Origin of the sequence: Delftia sp. DLF01 (assembly GCF_014852125.1) — a bacterium.
GTDB lineage: Bacteria > Pseudomonadota > Gammaproteobacteria > Burkholderiales > Burkholderiaceae_C > Comamonas > Comamonas acidovorans.
In genome coordinates this window covers 1391071-1412380 of sequence record NZ_JACVAZ010000002.1, presented here as the reverse complement: position 1 = coordinate 1412380, position 21310 = coordinate 1391071, and the positions used below count along the sequence as shown (strand labels likewise).

General features: G+C 69.7%; 19 protein-coding genes. 10 read left to right on the top strand and 9 right to left on the bottom strand.

Translation table 11 applies throughout. From position 1 onward, the window contains the following. The first annotated feature begins 8 nt into the window (after positions 1-8). Together IB269_RS14850 and IB269_RS14845 are read left to right on the top strand one after the other, a co-directional pair. On the top strand, positions 9-995 hold the full coding sequence (locus IB269_RS14850; RefSeq protein WP_192367486.1) for a tripartite tricarboxylate transporter substrate binding protein BugE: 987 nt from the start codon (positions 9-11) through the stop codon (positions 993-995). Between the two features lie 147 nt (positions 996-1142). Further along, positions 1143-1646 (top strand): carboxymuconolactone decarboxylase family protein, encoded by a 504-nt coding sequence (locus tag IB269_RS14845; protein ID WP_012202723.1) that lies wholly within the window; start codon positions 1143-1145, stop codon positions 1644-1646. Positions 1647-1661: 15 nt separating this feature from the next. On the opposite strand, the gene IB269_RS14840 is transcribed toward IB269_RS14845, so the two are convergent. The 5 genes from IB269_RS14840 to IB269_RS14820 all read right to left on the bottom strand — a co-directional run bounded on the left by IB269_RS14840 (position 1662) and on the right by IB269_RS14820 (position 7230). After that, entirely contained in the window at positions 1662-2642 is a 981-nt protein-coding gene (locus IB269_RS14840) for a Bug family tripartite tricarboxylate transporter substrate binding protein (RefSeq protein WP_012202724.1), read from the bottom strand. Between the two features lie 42 nt (positions 2643-2684). Continuing rightward, positions 2685-3887: a tricarballylate utilization 4Fe-4S protein TcuB gene (gene tcuB, locus IB269_RS14835; RefSeq protein ID WP_047328023.1), complete on the bottom strand. Its 1203-nt coding sequence runs from the start codon at positions 3885-3887 to the stop codon at positions 2685-2687. A gap of 5 nt (positions 3888-3892) precedes the next feature. Continuing rightward, positions 3893-5317 carry an FAD-dependent tricarballylate dehydrogenase TcuA gene (gene tcuA / locus IB269_RS14830; protein WP_192367485.1) on the bottom strand — a complete coding sequence of 475 codons (1425 nt, stop codon included), beginning with the start codon at positions 5315-5317 and terminating at the stop codon, positions 3893-3895. Between the two features lie 87 nt (positions 5318-5404). Next, positions 5405-6367 (bottom strand): LysR substrate-binding domain-containing protein, encoded by a 963-nt coding sequence (locus IB269_RS14825; protein ID WP_012202727.1) that lies wholly within the window; start codon positions 6365-6367, stop codon positions 5405-5407. A gap of 56 nt (positions 6368-6423) precedes the next feature. Continuing rightward, positions 6424-7230 (bottom strand): IclR family transcriptional regulator, encoded by an 807-nt coding sequence (locus tag IB269_RS14820; RefSeq protein ID WP_192367484.1) that lies wholly within the window; start codon positions 7228-7230, stop codon positions 6424-6426. 153 nt (positions 7231-7383) lie between these two features. Between IB269_RS14820 and IB269_RS14815 the strand changes: the two genes are divergently transcribed. From IB269_RS14815 to IB269_RS14790, 6 genes are read left to right on the top strand one after another with little or no spacing between them, the layout of a single operon-like run. Further along, positions 7384-8421: a tripartite tricarboxylate transporter substrate binding protein gene (locus tag IB269_RS14815; RefSeq protein ID WP_192367483.1), complete on the top strand. Its 1038-nt coding sequence runs from the start codon at positions 7384-7386 to the stop codon at positions 8419-8421. Positions 8422-8477: 56 nt separating this feature from the next. Continuing rightward, positions 8478-9977 carry a class I adenylate-forming enzyme family protein gene (locus IB269_RS14810; RefSeq protein ID WP_192367482.1) on the top strand — a complete coding sequence of 500 codons (1500 nt, stop codon included), beginning with the start codon at positions 8478-8480 and terminating at the stop codon, positions 9975-9977. A 31-nt stretch (positions 9978-10008) separates the two neighbouring features. Then, positions 10009-10794, top strand: coding sequence for a citryl-CoA lyase (locus tag IB269_RS14805; protein ID WP_192367481.1), 786 nt, complete (start codon positions 10009-10011; stop codon positions 10792-10794). Positions 10795-10842: 48 nt separating this feature from the next. After that, positions 10843-12009, top strand: a complete 1167-nt coding sequence (locus IB269_RS14800; RefSeq protein WP_192367480.1) for a CaiB/BaiF CoA transferase family protein — start codon at positions 10843-10845, stop codon at positions 12007-12009. A 36-nt stretch (positions 12010-12045) separates the two neighbouring features. Continuing rightward, complete coding sequence (locus IB269_RS14795; protein ID WP_192367479.1) at positions 12046-13059, top strand: Bug family tripartite tricarboxylate transporter substrate binding protein; 1014 nt, start codon at positions 12046-12048, stop codon at positions 13057-13059. Between the two features lie 11 nt (positions 13060-13070). Continuing rightward, positions 13071-13847, top strand: a complete 777-nt coding sequence (locus tag IB269_RS14790) for an enoyl-CoA hydratase (protein WP_099734921.1) — start codon at positions 13071-13073, stop codon at positions 13845-13847. Between the two features lie 8 nt (positions 13848-13855). On the opposite strand, the gene IB269_RS14785 is transcribed toward IB269_RS14790, so the two are convergent. The 3 genes from IB269_RS14785 to IB269_RS14775 form a co-directional block, all read right to left on the bottom strand. Further along, a complete protein-coding gene (locus IB269_RS14785) occupies positions 13856-14782 on the bottom strand; it encodes a LysR substrate-binding domain-containing protein (RefSeq protein ID WP_099734920.1) in 927 nt (308 codons plus the stop codon). Between the two features lie 120 nt (positions 14783-14902). Then, on the bottom strand, positions 14903-15616 hold the full coding sequence (locus IB269_RS14780) for a Bax inhibitor-1 family protein (protein WP_192367478.1): 714 nt from the start codon (positions 15614-15616) through the stop codon (positions 14903-14905). Between the two features lie 115 nt (positions 15617-15731). Next, positions 15732-16310, bottom strand: a complete 579-nt coding sequence (locus IB269_RS14775; RefSeq protein WP_192367477.1) for a hypothetical protein — start codon at positions 16308-16310, stop codon at positions 15732-15734. Between the two features lie 242 nt (positions 16311-16552). On the opposite strand from IB269_RS14775, the gene mnmA reads away from it, so the two are divergent. Both mnmA and IB269_RS14765 read left to right on the top strand, forming a co-directional pair. Further along, positions 16553-17671, top strand: a complete 1119-nt coding sequence (gene mnmA, locus IB269_RS14770; protein WP_192367476.1) for a tRNA 2-thiouridine(34) synthase MnmA — start codon at positions 16553-16555, stop codon at positions 17669-17671. 131 nt (positions 17672-17802) lie between these two features. Continuing rightward, positions 17803-19362, top strand: a complete 1560-nt coding sequence (locus IB269_RS14765) for a serine hydrolase (protein ID WP_065347089.1) — start codon at positions 17803-17805, stop codon at positions 19360-19362. Here the strand turns inward: IB269_RS14765 and IB269_RS14760 are convergent. Further along, positions 19331-21310: an ATP-binding protein gene (locus tag IB269_RS14760; protein ID WP_192367475.1), complete on the bottom strand. Its 1980-nt coding sequence runs from the start codon at positions 21308-21310 to the stop codon at positions 19331-19333. The genes IB269_RS14765 and IB269_RS14760 overlap by 32 nt on opposite strands.

Below are 21310 nucleotides of genomic sequence, written 5' to 3'. Positions count from 1 at the left end.
GACATCCCATGAACCACTTCACTTCACGCCGCAGCCTGTGCGCCCTGCTGCTGGCCGCTGGTGCCGCACCGGGCGCCATGGCGGCCGATGCCGGCGCCTATCCCACGCGCCTGGTGCGCCTGATCGTGCCGTTTGCGGCCGGCGGCACCACCGACATCGTGGCGCGCGCGATTGCGCCGCGCATGGCAGAGGCCCTGGGCCAGCCGCTGGTGGTGGACAACAAGGGCGGCGGCGGAGGCGCCATCGGCGCGCACGAGGCCGCACGCGCCCAGCCCGACGGCTACACGCTGGGCGTGGCCACCGTGTCCACCACGGCCACCAATCCGGCCATCAACCCGCGCCTGCCCTACAACCCGCTCACCGATTTCACGCCCATCACCAACATTGCGGCCACGCCCAATGTGCTGGCCGTGCATCCGGGCTTCAAGGCGCAGAGCTTTGCGGCCTTCGTGGAGGAGGTGAAGAAGAACCCCGGCAAGCATGCCTACGGCACGGCGGGCACGGGCTCCATAGGCCACATGCTGATGGAGCTGATGTCCAGCCGCTCGGGGCTGTCGCTCACGCATGTGCCCTACCGGGGATCGGGCCCTGCGCTCAACGATGCGGTGGCGGGCCAGGTGCCCATCGTCTTCGACAACCTGCCCTCGGCCCTGCCCTTCATCAAGGCGGGCCGGCTCACTGCGCTGGCGGTGGCCGCGCCCGAGCGCCTGGCCCAGCTGCCCCAGGTGCCCACCTTCAAGGAGCTGGGGCTGGAGCCGGTCAACCGCAGCGCCTTCTATGGCATCTACGGCCCCAAGGGGCTGTCGCCCGAGATCGTGGCGCGCCTGCATGCGGCCGCCCAGCGCGCACTGGCCAGCCCCGAGGTGCGCCGCCAGATCGAGGACACGGGCTCGCGCGTGATCGGCAACCGCCCCGAGGAGTTCGCGCGCGAGATCGCGGCCGAGAACGCCCTGTACCGCAAGATCGCCACGGAGCGGCGCATCGTGGCGGATTGAGCGCCAGCCAGGGCGGGAATGGGGGATGGAGGCCGGGGCTGCGAAAGAATTTTCGCCAACGCTGTCACAACGCGCACGCCCCGCGCGTCTTGAAGGTATGGGCCAGCCATTCCGGCCGGCTGCTACATCCCTCAAGGAGTGTTTTCCATGACCGCTTCGTCTTCCGCTGCCACCGGCGCCCGTCCTCTTGCCGCCCCCACGCCGCGCCTGAACTTCCAGGCCGTGGCCCCCGAGCTGTACAAGGCCCAGGCCGGCATCAACGCGCTGCTCAACCAGTCCAGCCTGGGCATCCAGCTGCTGGAGCTGGTGTTCCTGCGCGTCTCGCAGATCAACGGCTGCGCCTTCTGCGTGGACATGCACACGCGCGAACTGCTGTCCCGGGGCGAGGACCTGCAGCGCATCAACAGCATCGTCACCTGGCCCGAGGTGGATTTCTACGACGGGCGCGAGCGCGCCGCCCTGAACTGGGCCGAGCGCTGCACGCGCCTGAGCCAGGCCCATCCCGAGCAGCAGGACTTCGAGGCACTGCGCCCGCATTTCAGCGAGCGCGAGATGGTGGAGCTGACCTATGCCATCGGCAGCATCAATGTCTGGAACCGCCTGTGCGCGGGATTTGCAGCGCCCGTGGCACGCAAGCCGATCAAGCTCTGAACGCCTGCAAGCCGCTCACTCCGCCGAGAGCTTTCGCTCCTTCACCAGCCTGCCCCACTGCTCGTATTCCTTCTTCATGAAGGCCGCGAACTCGGCGCGCGTGGTGGGCTGGGGGGTGAGGCCGTGCTTGTTCAGCGCCTCCTTGACGCCCGGGTCATTGAGTACCTTGACGATCTCGGTGTTCCAGCGGTCCAGCATCGGCTTGGGCGTCTTGCCCGGTGCCACGAAGGCATACCAGTTCAGCGCCTCGAAGCCGGGATAGCCGGCTTCGGCCACCGTAGGGATGTCGGGCATGTACGCCGGGCGCGTGAGGCCCGTGGTGGCCAGCGGGATCAGCTTGCCGGCCTCGATGTGGGGCAGGGCCGTGGGCGGCGCGGCGAAGTAGCTGGTCACGCGCTCGCCCAGCAGGTCCTGCAGCGCGGGCGCGCCGCCCTTGTAGGGCACATGCACCATGTCGATGCCCGCGCGCTGGTTGAACAGCTCGCCTGCCAGGTGGGAGGCCGAGCCCGCGCCCGTCGAGGCGTAGTCCACCGTGCCCGGGTTCTTCTTGGCCTTGGCCACGAACTCGGCCAGGGTCTTCACGCCCGCGCCCTTGTGCACCACCAGCACGTTGGGAAAGTTCACGCCGCCCGAGATGGGCGCCAGGTCCTTGAAGGGGTCGTAGGGCAGCTTCATCAGGTGCGGCGCAATGGTCAGCGGCCCCACCGAGCCGAACAGCAGCACCGAGCCGTCGGCCGCCGCGTTGGCCACCTGCTGGTGGGCGATGTTGCCGCCCGCGCCGCCCTTGTTCTCCACCACCACGCTCTGGCCGATGTTCTCGCCCAGCTTCTTGGCGATCAGGCGCGCGGCCGCATCGGCGGCGCCGCCGGCGGCGAAGCCCACGACCAGGGACACGGGCTTCTTGGGAGGAAAGTCCTGGGCCTGCGCACTGGCGGCCAGTGCGAGCAGGGAGGCGGCCAGGGCGGTGGCGTGCAGGAAGTTGCGCTTGTTCATCATGGGGTTGTCTCCGTCATTGGCTGGGAATCGGGGCGGATGCGGCTAGTCGGCGCCCAGCCCGATGGGGCTGGGCTGGCGCTTTTCGGTGTTGTGGCGCAGCAGGGATGCCGTGCGGAACACGCCGTGCGCGAACTTGCCGTAGGGCAAGGTGGCGAACAGGGCGATCACCGCGCCCAGGTGCAGGCACAGCAGCAGGGCCAGGGCCGGCGTGCCGCGGCCCAGCCACAGCGCCATGCCGCTGGCAGCGACCAGGAACAGCAGGGCGATGAAGCCCAGGTCCATGGGTTTCTGGCGCGCGTCGCCATGCAGCGGGTGGCGCCTGCGGTTCAGGCGCCACAGGCCTGCGGTGCCCAGCATGAGGCTGGTGCCGCCCACGGCGCCCAGCAGCTTGGGCAGGCTGGGGAATTCGTAGGGCGCGGCCCAGCCGAACACGTAGTGGTAGACCGTGGCCAGCGCCGTGGCCGCAAAGCACAGCATGAATCCGTAGAAGGTCAGGTGGTGAAAGCGCCTGCGGCTCAGGGTGTAGGCATCGTCCTCGTTGTGGCAGCCCTCGCCGTGGCCGCCGTCCAGGTATTTGAGGCGCAGCACGTCGTGCGCGGCCTCGGCCGCCGCCGGCGTGCCCACGTCCACGCCGCCGGTGGCGGGCTTGACGTCCTTCCAGAAGCGGCGCACGCCCATGGCCAGCGCCAGCACCACGAACAGGAACACGGGCGCGAAGATGCCCACCAGCAGGTTGTGCGGGAACAGGTTGTAGAAGTTGGCACCCAGGTCGGCGCCCCACAGCCGGCCCAGGCCGCCCTGCAGGGCCACGGCCAGCACCAGGAACAGCGACAGGCCTGCGGCCAGGGCCAGCGACAGCGTGAGCCCGTTCCTCTGGTACAGGCGCCCCAGGGCGGGCGGCCAGGCGTAGTCGGCATAGGTCTGGCCGCGCACCTCGGCCATGGCCTTGGGGATGTTGATGGCGAATTCATGCGGCGGCGCGTACTGGCAGGCATGCAGGCAGGCGCCGCAGTTGTGGCACAGGTTGGCCAGGTAGTGCACATCGGCCTTGCCGAACTCCAGGCGCCGCGTCATGGCCGGGAAGACCGCGCAAAAGCCTTCGCAGTAGCGGCAGGCGTTGCAGATCTGCAGGGCGCGCGCCACCTCGCCTTCAGCGGCGGTTTCGGTGGAGACCGGCAGGATGGGGATGACCCGGCCGGCGGCCAGGTCCTGGGCTTCTTGGGCCAGGGCGTTCAGGGTCTGCATCTCGGTCAAGCCTTCTCTGTCACTGCGCCGCGCACGGCGGGGTGGCCCGTGGCGGCCAGGGCCGCGTTGCGGCCCGCGATACGGCCGAAGGCCGTGCCGATGGACATGCCCACGCCGGCCGTATAGCCCTTGCCCAGCACGTTGCCGGCCATCATTTCGCCGGCCACGAACAGGCTGGTGCTGGGCCGGCCGGCAAAGCGCACGGCCGCCGTGTCGTCGGTCTTCAGGCCCAGGTAGGTGAAGGTCACGCCGGGGCGCAGCTGGTAGCCGTAGAAGGGCGCCGTGTCGATGGGGCGGGCCCAGTGGGTCTTGGCGGGCGCCAGGCCCTCGGTGTGGCAGTCGTCCAGCGCCGTGTGGTCGAAGTGGCCGACCCGGCAGGCGCCGTTGTAGGCATCCAGGGTCTGCATGAAGCGTTCCTCGTCCAGGCCCAGCTTGCGTGCCAGCTCGGGCAGGGAGTCGGCGCGCACGCCCGGGAAGACCGGCGGCATGAAGCGGCCAATGGCCTTGGCGTCGATGACGGACCAGGCGGTCTGGCCCGGCTGCTGGGCCACCAGGCGGCCCCAGATGGCATAGCGCTTGGGCCAGAAGTCCTCGCCCTCGTCGTAGAAGCGCTCGGCCTCGCGGTTGACCACCACGCCCAGCGAGACGCAGTCGATGCGCGTGCAGATGCCGCCGTCGTACAGCGGCGCGCGCGCGTCGATGGCCACCATGTGGGCCTGGGTGGGGTCGCCGATGCGGTCGGCGCCATGGTCTTCGAGCAGGTGGCGCAGCAGCACGCCGCGGTTGAAGGCCGTGCCGCGGATCAGGAAGTTGTCGGACGGCCATTCGCCGCGCGCGTTCTGCCCCCAGGCCTCGCGCAGCCACTCGCGGTTGGACTCGAAGCCGCCCGCCGCCAGCACGCAGGTCTTTGCGGTGATGCGCTGCTCGCCCACCCAGGCGGCCTTGAACTCGCCGTCCTCGATCTCCAGCCGGCCCACGGGCGACGCGTAGCGCACCTGCACGCCCAGCCTTTCGGCGCTGCGGTAGTAGGCATTGACCAGGGCCTTGCCGCCGCCCATGAAGAAGGCATTGGTGCGCGCTACATGCAGGGCGCCCGACAGCGGCGGCTGGAAGTGCACGCCGTGGCGGCGCATCCAGTCGCGGCAGGTGGAGGAGGCACGGATCACCATGCGCGCCAGGTGCTCGTTGGTGATGCCGCCCGTGACCTTGAGCAGGTCCTGCCAGAACTCCTCTTCGGGGTAGGCCTCGACCAGCACGTCCTGGGGCGCGTCGTGCATGCAGCGCAGGTTGCGCGTGTGGCCGGAATTGCCGCCGCGCCAGTCGCGCGGCGCCGCCTCCAGCAGCAGCACGCTGCGGCCTGCCTCGCGCGCCATCAGGGCCGCGCACAGGGCGGCATTGCCGCCGCCTATGACCAGGACATCGGGGTCCATGGAGTTCTCCTTGCATTCGCCATCGTGGGGATTGCGAATGTAGGGAGAACGCCGCGCGGCGGGCAGGGGCCCGCCGGCATGGGGGTATCAGTCTTCGTGATGGATGAGGGCCGTGCCGGCCCAGGCGCCGCCGCGCAGCAGCTGGCGCACGCAGTCGATCAGCACCACGCGCGCGGCCAGGGCGGCGGGCGACAGCTCATCCTCGGACAGGCTGCACAGCAAGTTGGTGCGCAGGGCATCTTTGTCCGTGATACGCGACCACTCGAAGCGCTGCGCGGCATCGGCATAGCGGCCCATGGAGGCCCAGGGCTGCACCGTGCTGCCCAGGCCCGCATCCACGGCCGCCATGACCATGGACAGCGAATCCACCTCCAGCACCAGATGCGGCGTGAAGCGCGCCTGCGAGAAGGCCGTGTCCAGCGTGCTGCGCAGGCCGTGCAGGCCCGTGGGCAGGATCAGCGATTCGCCGGCCAGGTCGGCCAGCGCCATCTGCGGCGGCAGCGGCTCGGGGTGGTGGCCGCGCGCGCGGATCAGGAACAGTTCTTCCTCGATCAGCGGGTGCACCTGCCAGCGCCGCCCGCCTGCGCGGGCCTGACCGCCGTGCAGGCGGGCGTCGAACAGCACGGCCATGTCCAGCGCGCGCGCATTGAGCATGTCGGTCAGGTGGCCGGACATGCCCTCCACCATGTGCAGGCGCACATCGGGGTAGCGCGCGCGCATGGCCTGCATCATGGGCAGGCCCAGCATGGCCGAGGTGGTGGGCGCCAGGCCCACGCTGACCGAGCCCGACAGCCGCGCCTGCTGTGCGCTGCGCACGGCCTGCTCGGCATGGCGCAGCGTGAGCTGGGCCTCGCGGAAGAAGGCCACGCCCGCCTCGGTGGGCACCACGCCGCGCGGCGTGCGCTGCAGCAGCCGGGTGGACAGCTCGCTTTCCAGGCGGCTGACCTGCTGGCTCAGCGCGGACTGGACCATGTCCAGGTCCAGGGCGGCGCGGCTCATGGAGCCCAGTTCGACGATGCGGACGAAGTAGCGGAGTTGTCTCAGTTCCATGGGGGCGGCGCTCGTGGTGTGCAGCGCCGATTGTCGGTGCAGACCGGGGCTTGGCCTCAGATGCCGCGCGGCAGCAGGGCCGCCAGGGCCTCGCCTATCGAGCGCGCAATCAGCTTCTGGCGCTCGCCGGGCATGCGCTCCAGCGTGGAGGCCACGCTGACGGCGGCCACGGGCTCGCCTTCGGCATTGCGCACCGCCATGCCCACGGCCAGCACGCCGCGCGTGGCATGGTTGCCGATGACGGACCAGCCGCGCTGGCGCGTGGCCTTCACCAGCAGGGCCATGCGCTCGGGCGTCATGCCGCCGTACTGCTCCAGCACGGGCGCGTTGGCCGCCATCGCGGCCTGCACCTCGGCATCGGGCAGGGCGGCCAGCAGGGCCAGTCCCGCCGCTCCCACGCCCAGCGGCTGGCGCGTACCCACCTGGATCACCAGGATCTGCACCGGATGCGTGCCCACATGGCGGGCGATGCAGTGCGATGCCGCGCCTTCGCGCACGATGGCAAAGGCCGCGTCCGCGCAGCCCGCGCTCACGTGCTCCAGCACGGGCTGCAGCCGCACGGCCATGTTGGGCTGGCCTGCGCTGGCGGCCGTGGCCGCCAGCCGGTGGCCGGCCGCATAGCCGAAGCGCCCCCTGTGCGCCACATAGCCGCTGTCCACCAGGGTGGACAGCAGGCGGTACACCGTGGCGCGCTCCAGCCCCGTGGCGCGGCACAGGTCAGCGACGCGCAGGCCTTCGCGGCCAGCGGCCAGCACGGCGTCCAGCACCTGCAGGCCACGGCGCAGCGTGCGGCTGCCGGCATCGTCGGCGGAGACTGGAATGTCCGCTGGCCGGACGTTTGGATTGGTGCTGCGCGAAGGCATGGAAAAGAATTTCCCGGTGATTGCAGGCAGGGCAGAAAAGGGCCTGCGTGCAGCGCGCAGTGTGCCGCAGGCCGTCGAAAGCCCACACAGGCAGACATAAGCGGACACAAGCAGACATAAGCAGACATCAGAACGATCACCTGGAGACAAGACATGACAACCCCTGCCCGTTTCAATCCGTGGGCGCGCCGGCGCCTGCTGGCCTGTTCCTTCACCTGCGCACTGGCTGGCATGGCCGCTGCGACCGTCGCGGCCGTGGCGTTGGCGCCCGCGCCCGTGCTGGCGCAGCCGGCGGCCTGGCCGGCCCGGCCCGTGCGGCTCGTGGTGGGCTATGCGGCCGGCGGCGCCACCGATGTGATCGCACGCCTGGTGGCCGCCCGGATGGGCGAGCAGCTGGGCCAGAGCGTGGTGGTGGACAACCGCACGGGCGCCAACAGCAATGTGGGGGCCGAGGCCGTGGCGCGGGCACCTGCGGACGGCTACACGCTGTATGTCTACACCATTGCCAACACCATCAATGCCTCGCTCTACCCCCGGCTCGGCTATGACCCGGTCAAGGACTTCGAGCCCATCGGCCTGATCGCCAAGATTCCCAACATCCTCGTGGTCAACCCGCGCCTGCCCATACAGAGCGTGGCCGACTATGTGCGCCATGCCCGGCAGAGTGCGCAGGGCATCAGCTTCGCCTCGTCGGGCAGCGGCTCGTCGATCCACCTGTCGGGCGAGATGTTCCGGCAGCTGTCGGGCCTGCGCATGCTGCACGTGCCCTACCGGGGCAGCGCACCGGCCATCACCGACCTGCTGGGCGGGCAGGTGGATTCCATGTTCGACAACGCGCCCTCGGCCCTGCCCCATGTGCAGGCAGGCAAGCTGCGCGCGATCGCCATCACCAGCGCCCGGCGCTCGGCGCTGCTGCCCGATGTGCCCACGCTGGCGGAGTCGGGCTATGCGGGATTCGACGTGCAGTCGTGGTTCGGCCTGGCCGCCCCTGCGGGCACGCCGCCCGCCGTGATCGAGCGCCTGAACCATGCCCTGAACACCGCCTTGGCCGCACCCGAGCTGCGCCAGCGCCTGGGCGAGATGGCCGCCACGCCCGAGCCCGGCACCCCGGCGCAGATGCGCAGCTTTGCGGCGTCGGAGATCAAGCGCTGGCGCGAGGTGGTCAAGGCCTCGGGCGCCACCGCCCAGTAGTTCGGCACACGTTCGGCAAAAGCTCAACACAACCGCCCCACAAGGAGACGACCCCCATGCAACCCATTGATTTTTTCTGGCGCGCGGCCGAACGCTGGCCGCAGCGCATCGCCATCGACGCGCCGGGCGGCTGTATCCGCTATGACGCGCTGGCCTGCAAGGTGGCCGCGCTGGCGGCCGGCCTGCAGGCGCTGGAGCCCGCCGTGCAAAGCCGCGTGGGCATCTGCGCGGGCAACAGCGCAGACCATATCGCCGCCCTGCTGGCGGTGATGGCCAGCGGCAAGGTCTGGGTGCCGCTCAATCCCAAGAGCACGCAGTCCGAGGTGCGCCGCATCATCGATGCCACCGAGCCTTCCATCGTGCTGTGCGATGCGGGTGGCGCTGCACTGGTGCAAGGGGCGCCGGGCATCCACCTGGTGCTGGGCGAGGGCACGGCGGCGCTGGAGCAGGCGAACAGTGGCGCCGTTCCCGTGGGGCCCGAACTGCCCGCCGATGCCATCCAGGCCATCAAGTTCACGGGCGGCACCACGGGCCTGCCCAAGGGCGTGATGCAGCCCTGCCGCGCCTGGATGGCCGGCATTGCCAACCAGATCCAGGCCTGGGGGTTCGATGAGCATGACCGCTACGTCATGGCCGCGCCCATCACGCATGGCACGTCCACCTATCTGCTGCCCATCCTGGCGCAGGGCGGTTGCCATGTGCTGCTCGACGGTGCGGGTGCCGAGGCCGTGCGCAGCGCCTTTGCCCTGCGCGGCGGCACCGTGTGCTTCATGCCGCCCACCCTGATCTACATGCTGATGGCGCTGCCGGGCGCCAGCCGTGCGGACTTCCCCGGCCTGCGCCGCCTCATCTACGGCGGCGCCGCCATGCCGCCCGAGAAAATCCGCCAGGTGCGCGCCTTCTTCGGCCCCGTGCTGGCCACCACCTATGGCCAGACCGAGGCGCCGCAGATCCTCACGGCCATGCGGCCCGAGGACTTCGAGGACGAAGGCCTGTGGACCTCCGTGGGCCGGGCCACCTGGTTCAGCGACCTGGCCATCATGGCGCCCGACGGCCGCCTGCTGCCCCGGGGCGAGGTGGGCGAGGTCGTGGCGCGCGGCGATCTGCTGATGAGCGGCTACTGGCGCCTGCCCGGCAAGACGGCCGAGACCCTGGTGAACGGCTGGCTGCACACGGGGGACCGGGGCCTGATCGATGCGCAGGGCTACCTGCACCTGAAGGACCGCCTGAAGGACCTGGTCATCACGGGCGGCTTCAACGTCTATCCCGTGGATGTGGAAAACGCCCTGGGCCAGCACCCGGCCGTGCACGAGTGCGTGGTCTTCGGCATCCCCGACGACCACTGGGGCGAGGCCGTGCAGGCCGCAGTGCAATTGCGCGCCGACCTGCGCCCCGACCAGCGGCCGGACGAGGCCGAACTGATCGCCTTCGTGCGCCAGCGCCTGGGCCCCGTGCAGACACCCAAGCGCATCCACTTTCACGCCAGCCTGCCGCGCTCGCCCGTGGGCAAGCTGCTCAAGACGGCCGTGCGCGAGCTTGCGCTGGCACCCCGCTGATCCCGCACACCATCACAAGGAGACCCTGGCCATGGCCACGCACCAACCCCCCGTCACCCGCCTGTGCACCCACACCCTCACCAGCCTGCATTACCGCGATGCCGACCTGGTCGAGGACCTGATGGGCAAGAAGACCTTCACCGAGGTGATGCTGATGCAGATCCTGGGCCGCACGCCGCGCCCCGTGGACCTGCGCATCGCCGATGTGGTGCTCATTGTGCTCATGGAGCATGGCCTCACGCCCAGCGCCATCGCCACGCGCCTCATCTACATGAGCGCGCCCGAGAACCTGCAGGGCGCCGTCTCGGCCGGCCTGCTGGCCGTGGGCAGCTCCTTCGTGGGCACCATGGAGAACTGCGCCGCGCTGCTCGACCGCATTGCCGCCGCCGCCGACCCCGAGGCCGAGGCCCGCGCCATCACCCAGCACCACAAGGCGTTGAAAAGCCCCGTCCCCGGCTTTGGCCACCACCTGCACAAGCCCGTGGACCCGCGCGCCTACAAGCTGCTGGACATGGGCCTCGCCGAACCCGAACTGGCGGGCAGCAGAATCCGCGCGCTCGAAATCCTCTCTGCCGCCGTGGACGCCGCAGCGGGCCGGCCCATCACCATCAATGCCACGGGGGCCGTGGCCGCCCTGCTGGGCGAGATCGGCGTGCCCACGGCCGTGATGCGCGGCTTTGCCGTCATCTCGCGGGCGGCCGGGCTGGTGGCGCATGTGGTGGAGGAGCAGCAAAGCCCGTCGGGCCGGTTCATCTGGGAAACGGTGGAGGAAGCCATCCCCTTCGCGGGGCATGCAGTTTCCGCGAACGCTGCATGAAGCAATGACCGATGGACCACCGCGCGCCATGCCGCGAGCATGGAGTCCATGCAACAAACCCATGGATTGTCCGGCGCCCTCGACGGCCTGCGCGTGGTGGACCTGTCCCGCATCCTGGCGGGACCCTGGTGCACCCAGAACCTTGCCGACCTGGGCGCATCGGTACTCAAGATCGAGCGTCCCGGCACGGGCGACGACACGCGCGCCTGGGGCCCGCCCTTCGTGCAGGCGCCCGGTGGCGAGGCCGTGTCGGCCTATTTCCTGTCCTGCAACCGCGGCAAGCAGTCGGTGGCGCTGGACTTCACCGAGCCGGCCTCGCATGCCTGGCTGCTGCGCCAGATCCGCGATGCCGACGTGCTGGTGGAAAACTACAAGGCCGGCGCGCTGGCGCGCCACGGGCTGGACTACGCGGCGCTGGCCGCCATCAACCCGGGGCTGATCTACCTGTCGATCACGGGCTTCGGCCAGAGCGGCCCGTTTGCGCACAAGCCCGGCTACGACTACGTGTTCCAGGGGCTGGGCGGCCTCATGGGCTACACGGGCGTGGCCGATGGCGAGGAGGGCGCGGGCCCACTGCGCACGGGCGTGGCCGTGGTGGACCTGATGACGGGCATGTATGCCACCAGCGCCGTGCTGGCGGCCGTGGTGCAGCGCCAGCGCACGGGGCGCGGCCAGCACATCGACCTGGCGCTGCTGGACGTGGCCGTGGCCATGAATGCCAACCAGGCGGCCAACTACCTGGTCAGCGGCGAGAACCCGCGCCGCACGGGCAACGCCCATCCCAATTGCGCGCCCTACGAGGTGTTTGCCTGCGCAGACGGGCATTTCATCCTGGCCATCGGCAATGACGGGCAGTTCGCCGCCCTGTGCTCCGTGCTGGGCACGGACTGGCACCTGGACGCGCGCTTTGCCACCAATGCCGCGCGCCTGACCGGCATGGCGCAGCTGCGCCCGCTGCTGCGCGCGGCGCTGGGCCGCTGGCCGCTGCAGGCCCTGACCGACGCGCTGGACACCGCCCAGGTGCCCTGGGGCTGCATCAACACCATGGAACAGGTCTTCGCCCATCCGCAGGTACGGCACCGCCAGATGCTGCAGACGGTGGAGCACCCGCAGCTGGGCACGCTGAAGCTGGTGCGCAACCCCATGGTGCCGGCCGGCAGCGGCGCCCAGGTGCCGCCGCCGCCCGTGCTCGGTGCGGCGCCGCAGGACCTCTGAATCCATAGACATCGACAAGCCAAGAAGGAGACAAGGATGACGAAACGCATGAAAGCACTGAAGGCCGCCGTGGCAGCCGCCGCGCTGGCGGCGCTGCCGCTGGCATATGCAGCGGGGGCGGCAGGGGCGGCCGGGGCGGCGGGGGCCGGAAGCTATCCCGAGCGGCCCGTACGCCTGGTCGTGCCCTATGCGGTGGGCGGCGCCACCGATGTGATCGCGCGCGTGGCGGCCCGCTACCTGGGCGAGACGCTGGGCCAGCCCGTGGTGGTGGAAAACCGCCCCGGCGCGGGCGGCAGCACGGGCTCGGCCTATGCGGCCAAGCAGCCGGCCGACGGCTACACCCTGGTGATGATGGTGGAGAGCTCGCATGCGGTGAATCCCAACGTCTACGCCAAGCCCGCGTATGACCCGGTGAAGGACTTCACGCCCATCACCAACATCGCCAACGTGCCGGGCGTGATGGTGGTCAGCGCAGGCTCGGCCTACAAGAGCGCCAAGGATGTGAGCGACGCGGCGCGCGCCGCGCCGGGCAAGCTCAACTACGGCTCCTCGGGCAATGGCGGGCTCAGCCACCTGAGCGGTGCGCTGTTCGGCAGCACCACGGGCACCACCCTCACCCATGTGCCCTACAAGGGCCTGGGGCCGGCGCTCAACGACCTGATGGCGGGGCAGCTCGATGTGGTGTTCGACAACATGCCGTCCTCGGGCGCGCTGATCGCGGGCGGCCAGCTGCGTGCCCTGGCCGTGTCCAGCCCCGTGCGCCTGCCGGCCCTGCCGGGCGTGCCCACCTATGCCGAGGCCGGTCTCAAGCCCATGAACGACATGTCCTGGTACGGCCTGGGCGCGCCTGCCAGGCTCGATCCCGCCATTCTTGCCAGGCTCAGCGAAGCCATGCGCAAGACCTTGCAAAAGCCCGAGCTGATCAAGACCATAGAGCAGCAGGGCGCCGTCGTGGACTTCCAGGAGCCTGCGCAATTCAGGCAGACGGTGGAGCGCTCCAACCGCGCCTGGTCCCAGCTGATCCGCGACATCGGATTCGAGAAACTTTGAGGAGATCTGCCGTGCATGCACAAGTGACCTTTCCCACCCCGCAGACCGCCGTGCTCACCATCACCGGCGGCGGGCCGCTGAACATCCTGGGCACACCCGTGATCCGCGCGCTGACCGCGCAATTGGCCGAACTGGCAGAGCGCCCCGATCTGCACTGCCTGGTGCTGCGCGGATCGGGCACGCGCGCCTTCGTGGCGGGGGCCGACATCCGCGAGATGGCGTCGCTCAACGCCGCCTCGGCACGCGCCTTCATCAGCGGGCTGCGCGACCTGTGCAACGCGGTGCGGCATTTCCCCGTGCCCGTGATCGCCAGGCTGCAGGGCCATACGCTGGGCGGCGGGCTGGAGCTGGCCATGGCGGCCGACCTGCGCATCGCGGCCGATGATGCCGTGGTGGGCATGCCCGAGGTCAAGGTTGGCATTCCTTCGGTGATCCACGCGGCCATGATGCCCGCGCAGGTCGGCGGCACGCGCGCCAGCTGGCTGCTGCTCACGGGCGAGAACATCGGTGCCCTGCAGGCCGAGCGCTGGGGCTTGCTCAACGAATGCGTGCCCGGCGACCAGCTGGATGCGCGCATCGCGCAAATTGCCGAGGGGCTGGGCGGGATCGGCATCGAGGCGCTGCGCCAGCAAAAGCGCCTGCTGCGCCGCTGGGAGGGCATGGGCGTGGACTCGGCCATCACCGACAGCGTGGCCGAGTTCGGCGCGGCCTTCAACACGGGCGAGCCGCAGCACCACATGAATGCCTTCCTGGAACGCAAGCAGGCCAAGGCCCAGCCCCAGCCCTGAATCCGGGCCTAGGCCTTGTCGGCCAGCCCTTTCAGAAAGCTGCGCAGCCGCTGCGCGGTGGGCGTCAGCGGCCGTTCGCTGGAGCGCACCAGCTGCAGCGGGCGCCGTGCCCAGGTTTCCTCCAGCGGCAGGCAGGCCACCGCATGCGCGGTGCCGAGCCTGCGGTAGATGCTTTGCGGAATGATGGCCAGGCCCACGCCCTGCGAGACCAGCCGCACGATGGAGGTGAAATCGTCCACGTGGATGCGGCAGCGCAGCGGCCGGCCATGGCGCTTGGCCAGCTCGCGCAGAAAGGCGTAGTTGCTGCTGGTCAGCGCCATGCCCACGAAGGCATGGGACAGGGTGTCGAAGAACCGGCAGGAAGGGCCTTCGCCGTCGTCTTGCCTCTCGCCCGGCTGGGGCACCAGCGGATGGCCGGGCGGGGCGATCACCACCAGGCGGTCCAGCGCAAAGGTCTCGCAGGCCACGGCGCCCGCCATGGGCTCGCCCGCATAGACGCCCAGGTCGGCCTCGCCCTCGGCCACGCTGGCGGCAATCGTCTCGCTGGTCTGCTCGACCAGGGTCAGGTTCACCTCGGGAAAGGCGGTCAGAAACTCGCCGATGTGCGGGCCGATGAAGCCGTGCAGCGAGGAGCTGTTGGCCGCCAGCGTTGCCTTGCCCTGCAGGCTGCTGCCCAGCAGGGCGGCCTCGGCCTCCATGCCGTCGATGGCGGCGAACACGCCGCGCGCATGCTCGAGCATGGCGTGGCCTTCCTCGGTCAGCCGCATGCCCTTGTGCTCGCGCGTGAACAGCTGGCAGCCCAGGGCCTGCTCCAGATTGCGCAGGCGCTGGCTGGCGGCCGAGGGCGTCAGGTGCCGCGCCTGGCTGGCACGCGAGAGATTGCCGGCCTGGGCGATGGCCATGAACAGCTTGAGATCGGTCAGGTCGTAGCGCATGCGGGCTGGCGGTGCAGGGGTCGGGAAGCGGTCATTATTTCAGGGCGGCCAAAGAAAAGACGACACGGGCGGCATGCCTGCGCATGCCGCCCGTGTCGTCTGCATTGCCGTGTGTGGTGATCAGTCGTCGCTGCTGGCCAGGCTGATCAGGATGCGCAGCACATACCAGAGCATGAGTGCGATGGAGGCGAACAGGTGCAGGGCCGCGCCTGCAGGCCGGTCGGCCGGGTAGTCGCGGATGATGCGCGAGGTGTCGTAGAGCACGCAGGCACCCGCGAAGGCCACCATGATTCCCGAGAACCAGATGCCCAGCTTGAAGCCGAAGATGGCCCCCGCGATGATGGTGCCCAGGGCCACCAGGCCCACCACCTTGAGGGTGCCGCCCAGGAAGGAAAAATCGGTCTTGCTGGTGAACGCCGTCCAGGTCAGCGCGCCCACCAGCAGCAGCGTGATGAAGGCCGCCGCACCAATGGCGCCCGGTGCCACCAGCTGGGCAATGCCGAACATGGGCGCGAAGATCAGGCCCTCGGCCAGCACGTACAGGCCCAGGCCCATCAACTGGGTCTGCGGGCTTTCGGCGTTGTCGGCCAGGTGCGAGGCCAGCCATCCCACCAGCATGAAGGCGCCCATCACGCCCAGCCACAGGAACTTGCTGCCGCTGGCCACCAGCATCTTGGCGGTGGCGCCGGAAAAGCCGCTGACCATCAGCAGCGCGGACAGCACGACGAAGGCCAGGATGGCCGCGCCCAGGTGCTTGTAGGTGGCGACGATGAAATCACGGCGCTCGAATGGTGCGCCGTCGGGCGACTCGGGGGTCAGGACGTTGGGATTCATGGATCACTTCTCCAAAGGTTGCAGGACCACAGGGACGGGGCGCGCAGGCGCCCGGCCCCCTCTCTCTCTCGTGATGGGATGTATGCGTGCCGCGCTGTGCAGCGAGCCGCGCGGCTCAGGCGGCCACGGCCTGGCTTTCGGCGCTGGCCTGTGCGGCGCGCAGCCGGCGGTTGAGCCAGACGCCGCCGGCGCCGATCAGCGTCAGGATCAGGACGGCAATCCACAGCCCTGCTCCGCTGAAGGACTGGGCCGAGGCGCTGGCTTCGGCCAGCAGGCGCTGGCGTGTTTCCTCGTAGCTGATCAGGGCCTTGCCGGCCACGCTGACCTCATAGGTCAGGTCGCTGTCATCCGGGTCGGCCAGCGCGGTGACCTGCTCGTCGATCAGGGACGCCACCAGCTGCTGGGGTGTGCTGTAGTCGATGCGCAGCTTGCGCACCTCGCCGCCGCCATCAGGCTGCACGCTGATCTGGTAGTAGTGCTTGGTGGAGCGGCGCTTTTTCTTGACGGTGACCTCGGCGGCTTCGACCACCTTGCCCGTGACCGTGGCCAGCTGCTCGCGGGCCACGTAGGCATGGTCACCTTCGGCCTTCCAGCCGCTGTACAGCGACAGTGCGGCCAGACCAGGGCCTGCCAAGAGAACCAGCCACGCGTAGCCGGTGATGAAAATAAGGATCTTGCGGACGAAACCGGGCATGGAACCCCCTCTTTGCTGTTGTGAATTGATATGTGCCTGGCTGGGCGCCTGCGAAGGGGCAGGGCTTGGCTGCGCCCGATCATCTGCGAACCGGCTGTTGCTTGTGTAAATGATTGTTTCAATGTGGGCGCCGTGCCGCACTGGACATCCTGGCGGGGTGCAGGGCGGCCGCGCCGGTGTAGAAAGCGCTCGCAAAGCCCGTGGCGCGCAGCCTTTGAAGGGCGCGGGGATAATCGCTGCCCATGACTAAACACCGCGTCGTGGTGGGCCTGTCGGGCGGTGTGGACTCCGCTGTCACGGCCCATCTCCTCAAGCAACAGGGCCATGAAGTGGTCGGCATCTTCATGAAGAACTGGGAAGATGACGACGACAGCGAATACTGCTCGTCCAATGTCGATTTCGTCGATGCCGCCGCCGTGGCCGACGTGGTCGGCATCGAGATCGAGCATGTGAACTTCGCCTCCGAGTACAAGGACCGCGTCTTCGCCGAGTTCCTGCGCGAGTACCAGGCCGGCCGCACGCCCAACCCCGACGTGCTGTGCAATGCCGAGATCAAGTTCAAGGCCTTCCTGGACCACGCCATGCGCCTGGGCGCCGAGAAGATCGCCACGGGCCACTACGCCCGCGTGCGCCAGAACCCCGACACGCATCTGTTCGAGCTGCTCAAGGGGCTGGACCCGGCCAAGGACCAGAGCTACTTCCTGCACCGCCTCAACCAGGCACAGCTGTCCAAGTCCATGTTCCCCGTGGGCGAGCTGAAGAAGACCGAGGTGCGCCGCATTGCCGAGGAGATCGGCCTGCCCAACGCGAAGAAGAAGGACTCCACGGGCATCTGCTTCATCGGAGAGCGGCCGTTCCGCGACTTCCTGAACCGCTACATCAGCAAGGAGCCCGGCAACATCCTCGACGACCGCAACCGCAAGCTGGGCAAGCATGTGGGCCTGTCGTTCTACACGCTGGGCCAGCGCTCGGGCCTGGGCATCGGCGGCGTCAAGGAAAAGGGCGCGCCGCGCGGCGGCGGCGACCATGATCCCTGGTTCGTGGCGCGCAAGGAGCTGGACACCAACACGCTGCGCGTGGTGCAGGGCCATGACCATCCCTGGCTGCTGTCGCAGTCGCTGCTGGCCGACCAGGTCAGCTGGGTGGCCGGCCACGCGCCCGCCGAGGGCAAGGCCTACGGCTCCAAGACGCGCTACCGCCAGCCCGACTCGCCGGCCCTGATCTCGGGCGCCACGCCCGAGGGCTTCCGGCTGGATTTTCCCGAGCCGCAATGGGCCGTCACGCCCGGCCAGTCGGCCGTGCTCTACGACGGCGACGTGTGCCTGGGCGGCGGCATCATCGCGGCGGTGGATCCGCATTGATGCGGCACTGATGCGGCATTGATGCCGGGCAGGATGCGGCCCGGCGCGTTTTGCTATCGTCACGGGGGGCGGCACAACCGCCCCTTTTTCTTTTTCCTTTTGTTCTTCACGACAGCACCACAGGAGACCCCATGGCTTCATCGATTCTTGCGCGCCGGCATTTTCTGGGAGCGGCCCTGGGCGCCGTGGCCACGGCCGGATGCAACGGCGAGGTGTCCTGGGGCGATCCCATCGATCCGCCCGTGACGGACCGCGTCAAGCGTGCGCTCGATCAACTCGACGGCCAGGTGCGCGCGCAGATGCGGCGCACGGGCGTGCCCGGCGTGGCCGTGGCCGTGGTGCATGAAGGGCGCCTGGTCTATGCCCAGGGCATGGGCGTGCGCCGTCTGGGCTCGTCGCTGGCCGTGGATGCGGACACGGTGTTCCAGCTCGCCTCCGTCTCCAAGTCCGTGGGCGCCACCGTGGTGGCGCAGCAGGTGGGCCAGCGCCGCGTGTCCTGGGACACGCGCGTACAGCAGGGCCTGCCCTGGTGGACGCTGGAGGACGCCGACGCGGCCCAGCGCATCACCGTGGGCGACATGTATGCCCACCGCTCGGGCCTGCCCGGCCAGGCCGGCGATGCGCTGGAGGAGCTGGGCTACAGCCAGCGCCAGATTCTGGAGCGCCTGCGCTACCTGCCGCTGCGGCCCGTGGGCACCCAGTACGCCTACAGCAACTTCGGCCTGACCACGGGCGCCGAGGCCGTGGCTGCCATCGCGGGCCAGTCCTGGGCGGCGCTGTCGCAGCAGGCCGTCTACGGCCCGCTGGGCATGACGCAGACCAGTTCGCTGTTTGCCGATTTCGAGGCGCGCGCCAACCGCGCGGCCGGCCACCTGCGCGTCAACGGCGTGTGGCAGACGGGGCCGGTGCGCCGGCCCGATGCGCAGTCGGCTGCCGGCGGCGTCAGCTCCACGGTGCGCGACATGGCGCGTTGGATGACCATGCTGCTGGACGAGGGCCGCTTCGAGGGCCGCCAGGTGGTCGATGCGCAGGCGCTGCGCACGGCGCTGTCGCCGCAGATGCTGCAGTCGCCGGCCGGCAACGGCGAGCCTGCGCGCTACTACGGCTTCGGCTTCAACGTGGGCGTGTCCGAGGCGGGGCGCACCACCTACAGCCACTCGGGCGCCTTCGGCACGGGCAGCGCGACCAGCTTCACCGTCATGCCCGAGCTCAAGCTGGGCATCGTGGTGCTGACCAACGGCATGCCCATCGGCGTGCCCGAGATCGTGGTCTCGCAGTTCCTGGACCAGGTCGAATGGGGCCGCCAGCGCCAGGACTGGGAGAGCATCTGGACCAAGCGGCTGGCACCCATCATGCAGCCGCATGGCGAATTGGTGGGCAAGACCCGGCCCCCTTTCCCGCGCCCGCCCCGGCCGCTGGGCGCCTATGTGGGCAGCTACGCCAACCGCTTCTACGGGCCGGCCCAGGTCAGCCTGCAGACGGGCGGCGGGGGGCTGCAGGTCAGCCTGGGTTCGCAGCGCATGCTGCTCAGCCACTGGGATGGCGAGGTCTTCAGCTTCGTGCCCGAGGGCGATTCGCCGGGCAGCCTGTCCAAGGCCACGTTCGACGGCAACCAGCTCACGCTGGAGTATTTCGACGATGTGCTGACCCCGGCCGGCGTCAGTGCGGGGATAGGGCGCTTTTCCCGCTGAGGACGCCGTGCGCCGTGCTGCCCATGCTGTCGGGGAGGTGATCGCCGGGCACGGGCAGCCAGGCGGCCAGCAGGGTGGCGCCGGGTTCTGAATCCATGTCCAGATGGCCGCCCAGGCGCTGCAGGCGCGCCTGCATGCTGCGCAGGCCCACGCCCATGCCGGCCTGCTGCACGGCGGCCACGTCAAAGCCTGCGCCGTCGTCGGTGATGCGCAGCATCAGCCAATGCGGCTCGGGCCACTGCAGCTGCACCTGCACGCACTGGGCGCGGCTGTGCTTGATCACATTGGCCAGCGCTTCCTCCAGCACGCGCGTCAGCGCCAGACACTGCAGCGCACCGGGCGGCTGCGGCCAGGCGGCCGGCACATGCCAGTCGGACTGCATGTCCAGCGCGTCGAACAGGCTGGCAAAGCGGTGGCGCAGCGGCGCGATCCAGGCCTGGGGCGTGTCCGGCACGGTGACGGAGACGCTGGTGCCGCTGTCGATCATCTGGCGCAGGTCGTCGCGCAGCAGCTTGAGCACGGACAGGAACTGGCGGTTGTGCATGGGGCCGCCCGCCTGCTCCACCATGGCGATGGAGCGCACCAGGGAGCCGCCCAGGCTGTCGTGCAGGTCGTGCGCCAGCTGCATCCGTTCCTGCAGCCGCGAGTGGCTGAGCGCCAGCGCATGCTCGCGCGCCAGCGTGCCGCCGAGCTCGTCGCAGGCACGCGCCACGCTTTCGGTCAGCTCCTGGTTGAACTGTTCGATGCGGCGCATGCTGAGAACGAACTGCCGGCCCAGCACCATGGACAGGGCCAGCATGGTCAGCGGCGCGGTATAGGGCATCCAGGGCGTGGCGGGGCCAATCACCTTCTTGAGCGCCAGCATGTCGTGCAGGCCCGCGCACAGGAAGACCAGCAGGCAGGCCGCGTAGACCAGGTGGCCCGGCTCGCGCGTGCGCCAGGCGTGCAGCGGAAAGTGCAGCGACACGGCCACGCAGATGCCGAAGTACGCCAGTCCGATGTGCAGCACACCGTCCACCAGCCACCAGGGCACGAAGATGGCGGCGGCCATGCCGGCCAGCGTCAGCGCCCACAGCAGCTTTTCCAGCCGGGGCAGGTGCAGCCTGCCGAAGCGCCAGGTGAACAGGCAAAAGCTCTGGCCGAACAGCAAGAAGACCAGCAAATTGCCGCGTGCCACGGCCAGGGTGTCGGGGAAGGGCCAGGCCTCGGTGGCCAGGATATTGGCCAGGAACAGCGCCCAGCAGAAGGCATTGAGCGCGTACCAGCCAAAGGCCTTGCTGGCGCGCCGCTGCAGCCAGGCAAAGGCGAACAGCACGCCCAGCACCAGCGAGACCACGATGTTCATGGCAAACAGCGTGCGCTGGTTCCACCAGGTCTGCTCGTGCCACTGGCGCAGCGCCTCGGGCTCGCCCAGGCGCACCTCGCCCAGGCCGGGCGTCTGCTCGGCCAGGCCGTGCACGCGTATCCACACGCTGTTGGTGCCCGCATGCAGGGCGGATTCGGGCAGCAGCCAAAAGCGCGGCATGTTCCAGCTGCGCGACAGGGGCTCGACCAGGTGCCGGTCGCGCCACAGCAGGTCGCCGTTCACGAAGACCTCGCCGGCCATGACCATGGAGTGCAGGGCCAGCGCCACGGGATCGGCGGCGGCGGGAGCGGTGGCAGCGGCGGCAGCGGGGTGAGCGCAGCCGCGCTGCCAGTCGATGCGGTACCAGGCGGCGCCGCTGTAGCCGGGCCAGCGGTCCAGCCAGTGGTCGGGCAGGGTCACGTTGTGCCAGTCGCGTACCGCGCTGGCGATGGGCGGCGGTCCCTGGCCTGCGGTCTTGGCGGACTGGATGGACAGGATCTGCGGCAGGCAGGCCTGGGCCAAGGCGCAGGTACTGCACAGGAGGACCGCCAGGCCCAGGGCGAAGTGCCGCACCAGGCCGCACCACCGGCGCCCCCAGCCCAT

Excerpts from the sequence above, each read along its gene's own strand:
- IB269_RS14765 (WP_065347089.1), top strand. The coding sequence starts at position 17,803 with ATGGCTTCATCGATTCTTGCGCGCCGGCATTTTCTGGGAGCGGCCCTG.
- IB269_RS14780 (WP_192367478.1), bottom strand. The coding sequence starts at position 15,616 with ATGAATCCCAACGTCCTGACCCCCGAGTCGCCCGACGGCGCACCATTC.
- tcuB (WP_047328023.1), bottom strand. The coding sequence starts at position 3,887 with ATGCAGACCCTGAACGCCCTGGCCCAAGAAGCCCAGGACCTGGCCGCC.
- IB269_RS14805 (WP_192367481.1), top strand. The coding sequence starts at position 10,009 with ATGGCCACGCACCAACCCCCCGTCACCCGCCTGTGCACCCACACCCTC.
- IB269_RS14800 (WP_192367480.1), top strand. The coding sequence starts at position 10,843 with ATGCAACAAACCCATGGATTGTCCGGCGCCCTCGACGGCCTGCGCGTG.
- IB269_RS14795 (WP_192367479.1), top strand. The coding sequence starts at position 12,046 with ATGACGAAACGCATGAAAGCACTGAAGGCCGCCGTGGCAGCCGCCGCG.
- IB269_RS14850 (WP_192367486.1), top strand. The coding sequence starts at position 9 with ATGAACCACTTCACTTCACGCCGCAGCCTGTGCGCCCTGCTGCTGGCC.
- IB269_RS14840 (WP_012202724.1), bottom strand. The coding sequence starts at position 2,642 with ATGATGAACAAGCGCAACTTCCTGCACGCCACCGCCCTGGCCGCCTCC.
- IB269_RS14815 (WP_192367483.1), top strand. The coding sequence starts at position 7,384 with ATGACAACCCCTGCCCGTTTCAATCCGTGGGCGCGCCGGCGCCTGCTG.
- IB269_RS14845 (WP_012202723.1), top strand. The coding sequence starts at position 1,143 with ATGACCGCTTCGTCTTCCGCTGCCACCGGCGCCCGTCCTCTTGCCGCC.
- mnmA (WP_192367476.1), top strand. The coding sequence starts at position 16,553 with ATGACTAAACACCGCGTCGTGGTGGGCCTGTCGGGCGGTGTGGACTCC.
- IB269_RS14785 (WP_099734920.1), bottom strand. The coding sequence starts at position 14,782 with ATGCGCTACGACCTGACCGATCTCAAGCTGTTCATGGCCATCGCCCAG.
- IB269_RS14810 (WP_192367482.1), top strand. The coding sequence starts at position 8,478 with ATGCAACCCATTGATTTTTTCTGGCGCGCGGCCGAACGCTGGCCGCAG.
- IB269_RS14820 (WP_192367484.1), bottom strand. The coding sequence starts at position 7,230 with ATGCCTTCGCGCAGCACCAATCCAAACGTCCGGCCAGCGGACATTCCA.
- tcuA (WP_192367485.1), bottom strand. The coding sequence starts at position 5,317 with ATGGACCCCGATGTCCTGGTCATAGGCGGCGGCAATGCCGCCCTGTGC.
- IB269_RS14825 (WP_012202727.1), bottom strand. The coding sequence starts at position 6,367 with ATGGAACTGAGACAACTCCGCTACTTCGTCCGCATCGTCGAACTGGGC.
- IB269_RS14760 (WP_192367475.1), bottom strand. The coding sequence starts at position 21,310 with ATGGGCTGGGGGCGCCGGTGGTGCGGCCTGGTGCGGCACTTCGCCCTG.
- IB269_RS14775 (WP_192367477.1), bottom strand. The coding sequence starts at position 16,310 with ATGCCCGGTTTCGTCCGCAAGATCCTTATTTTCATCACCGGCTACGCG.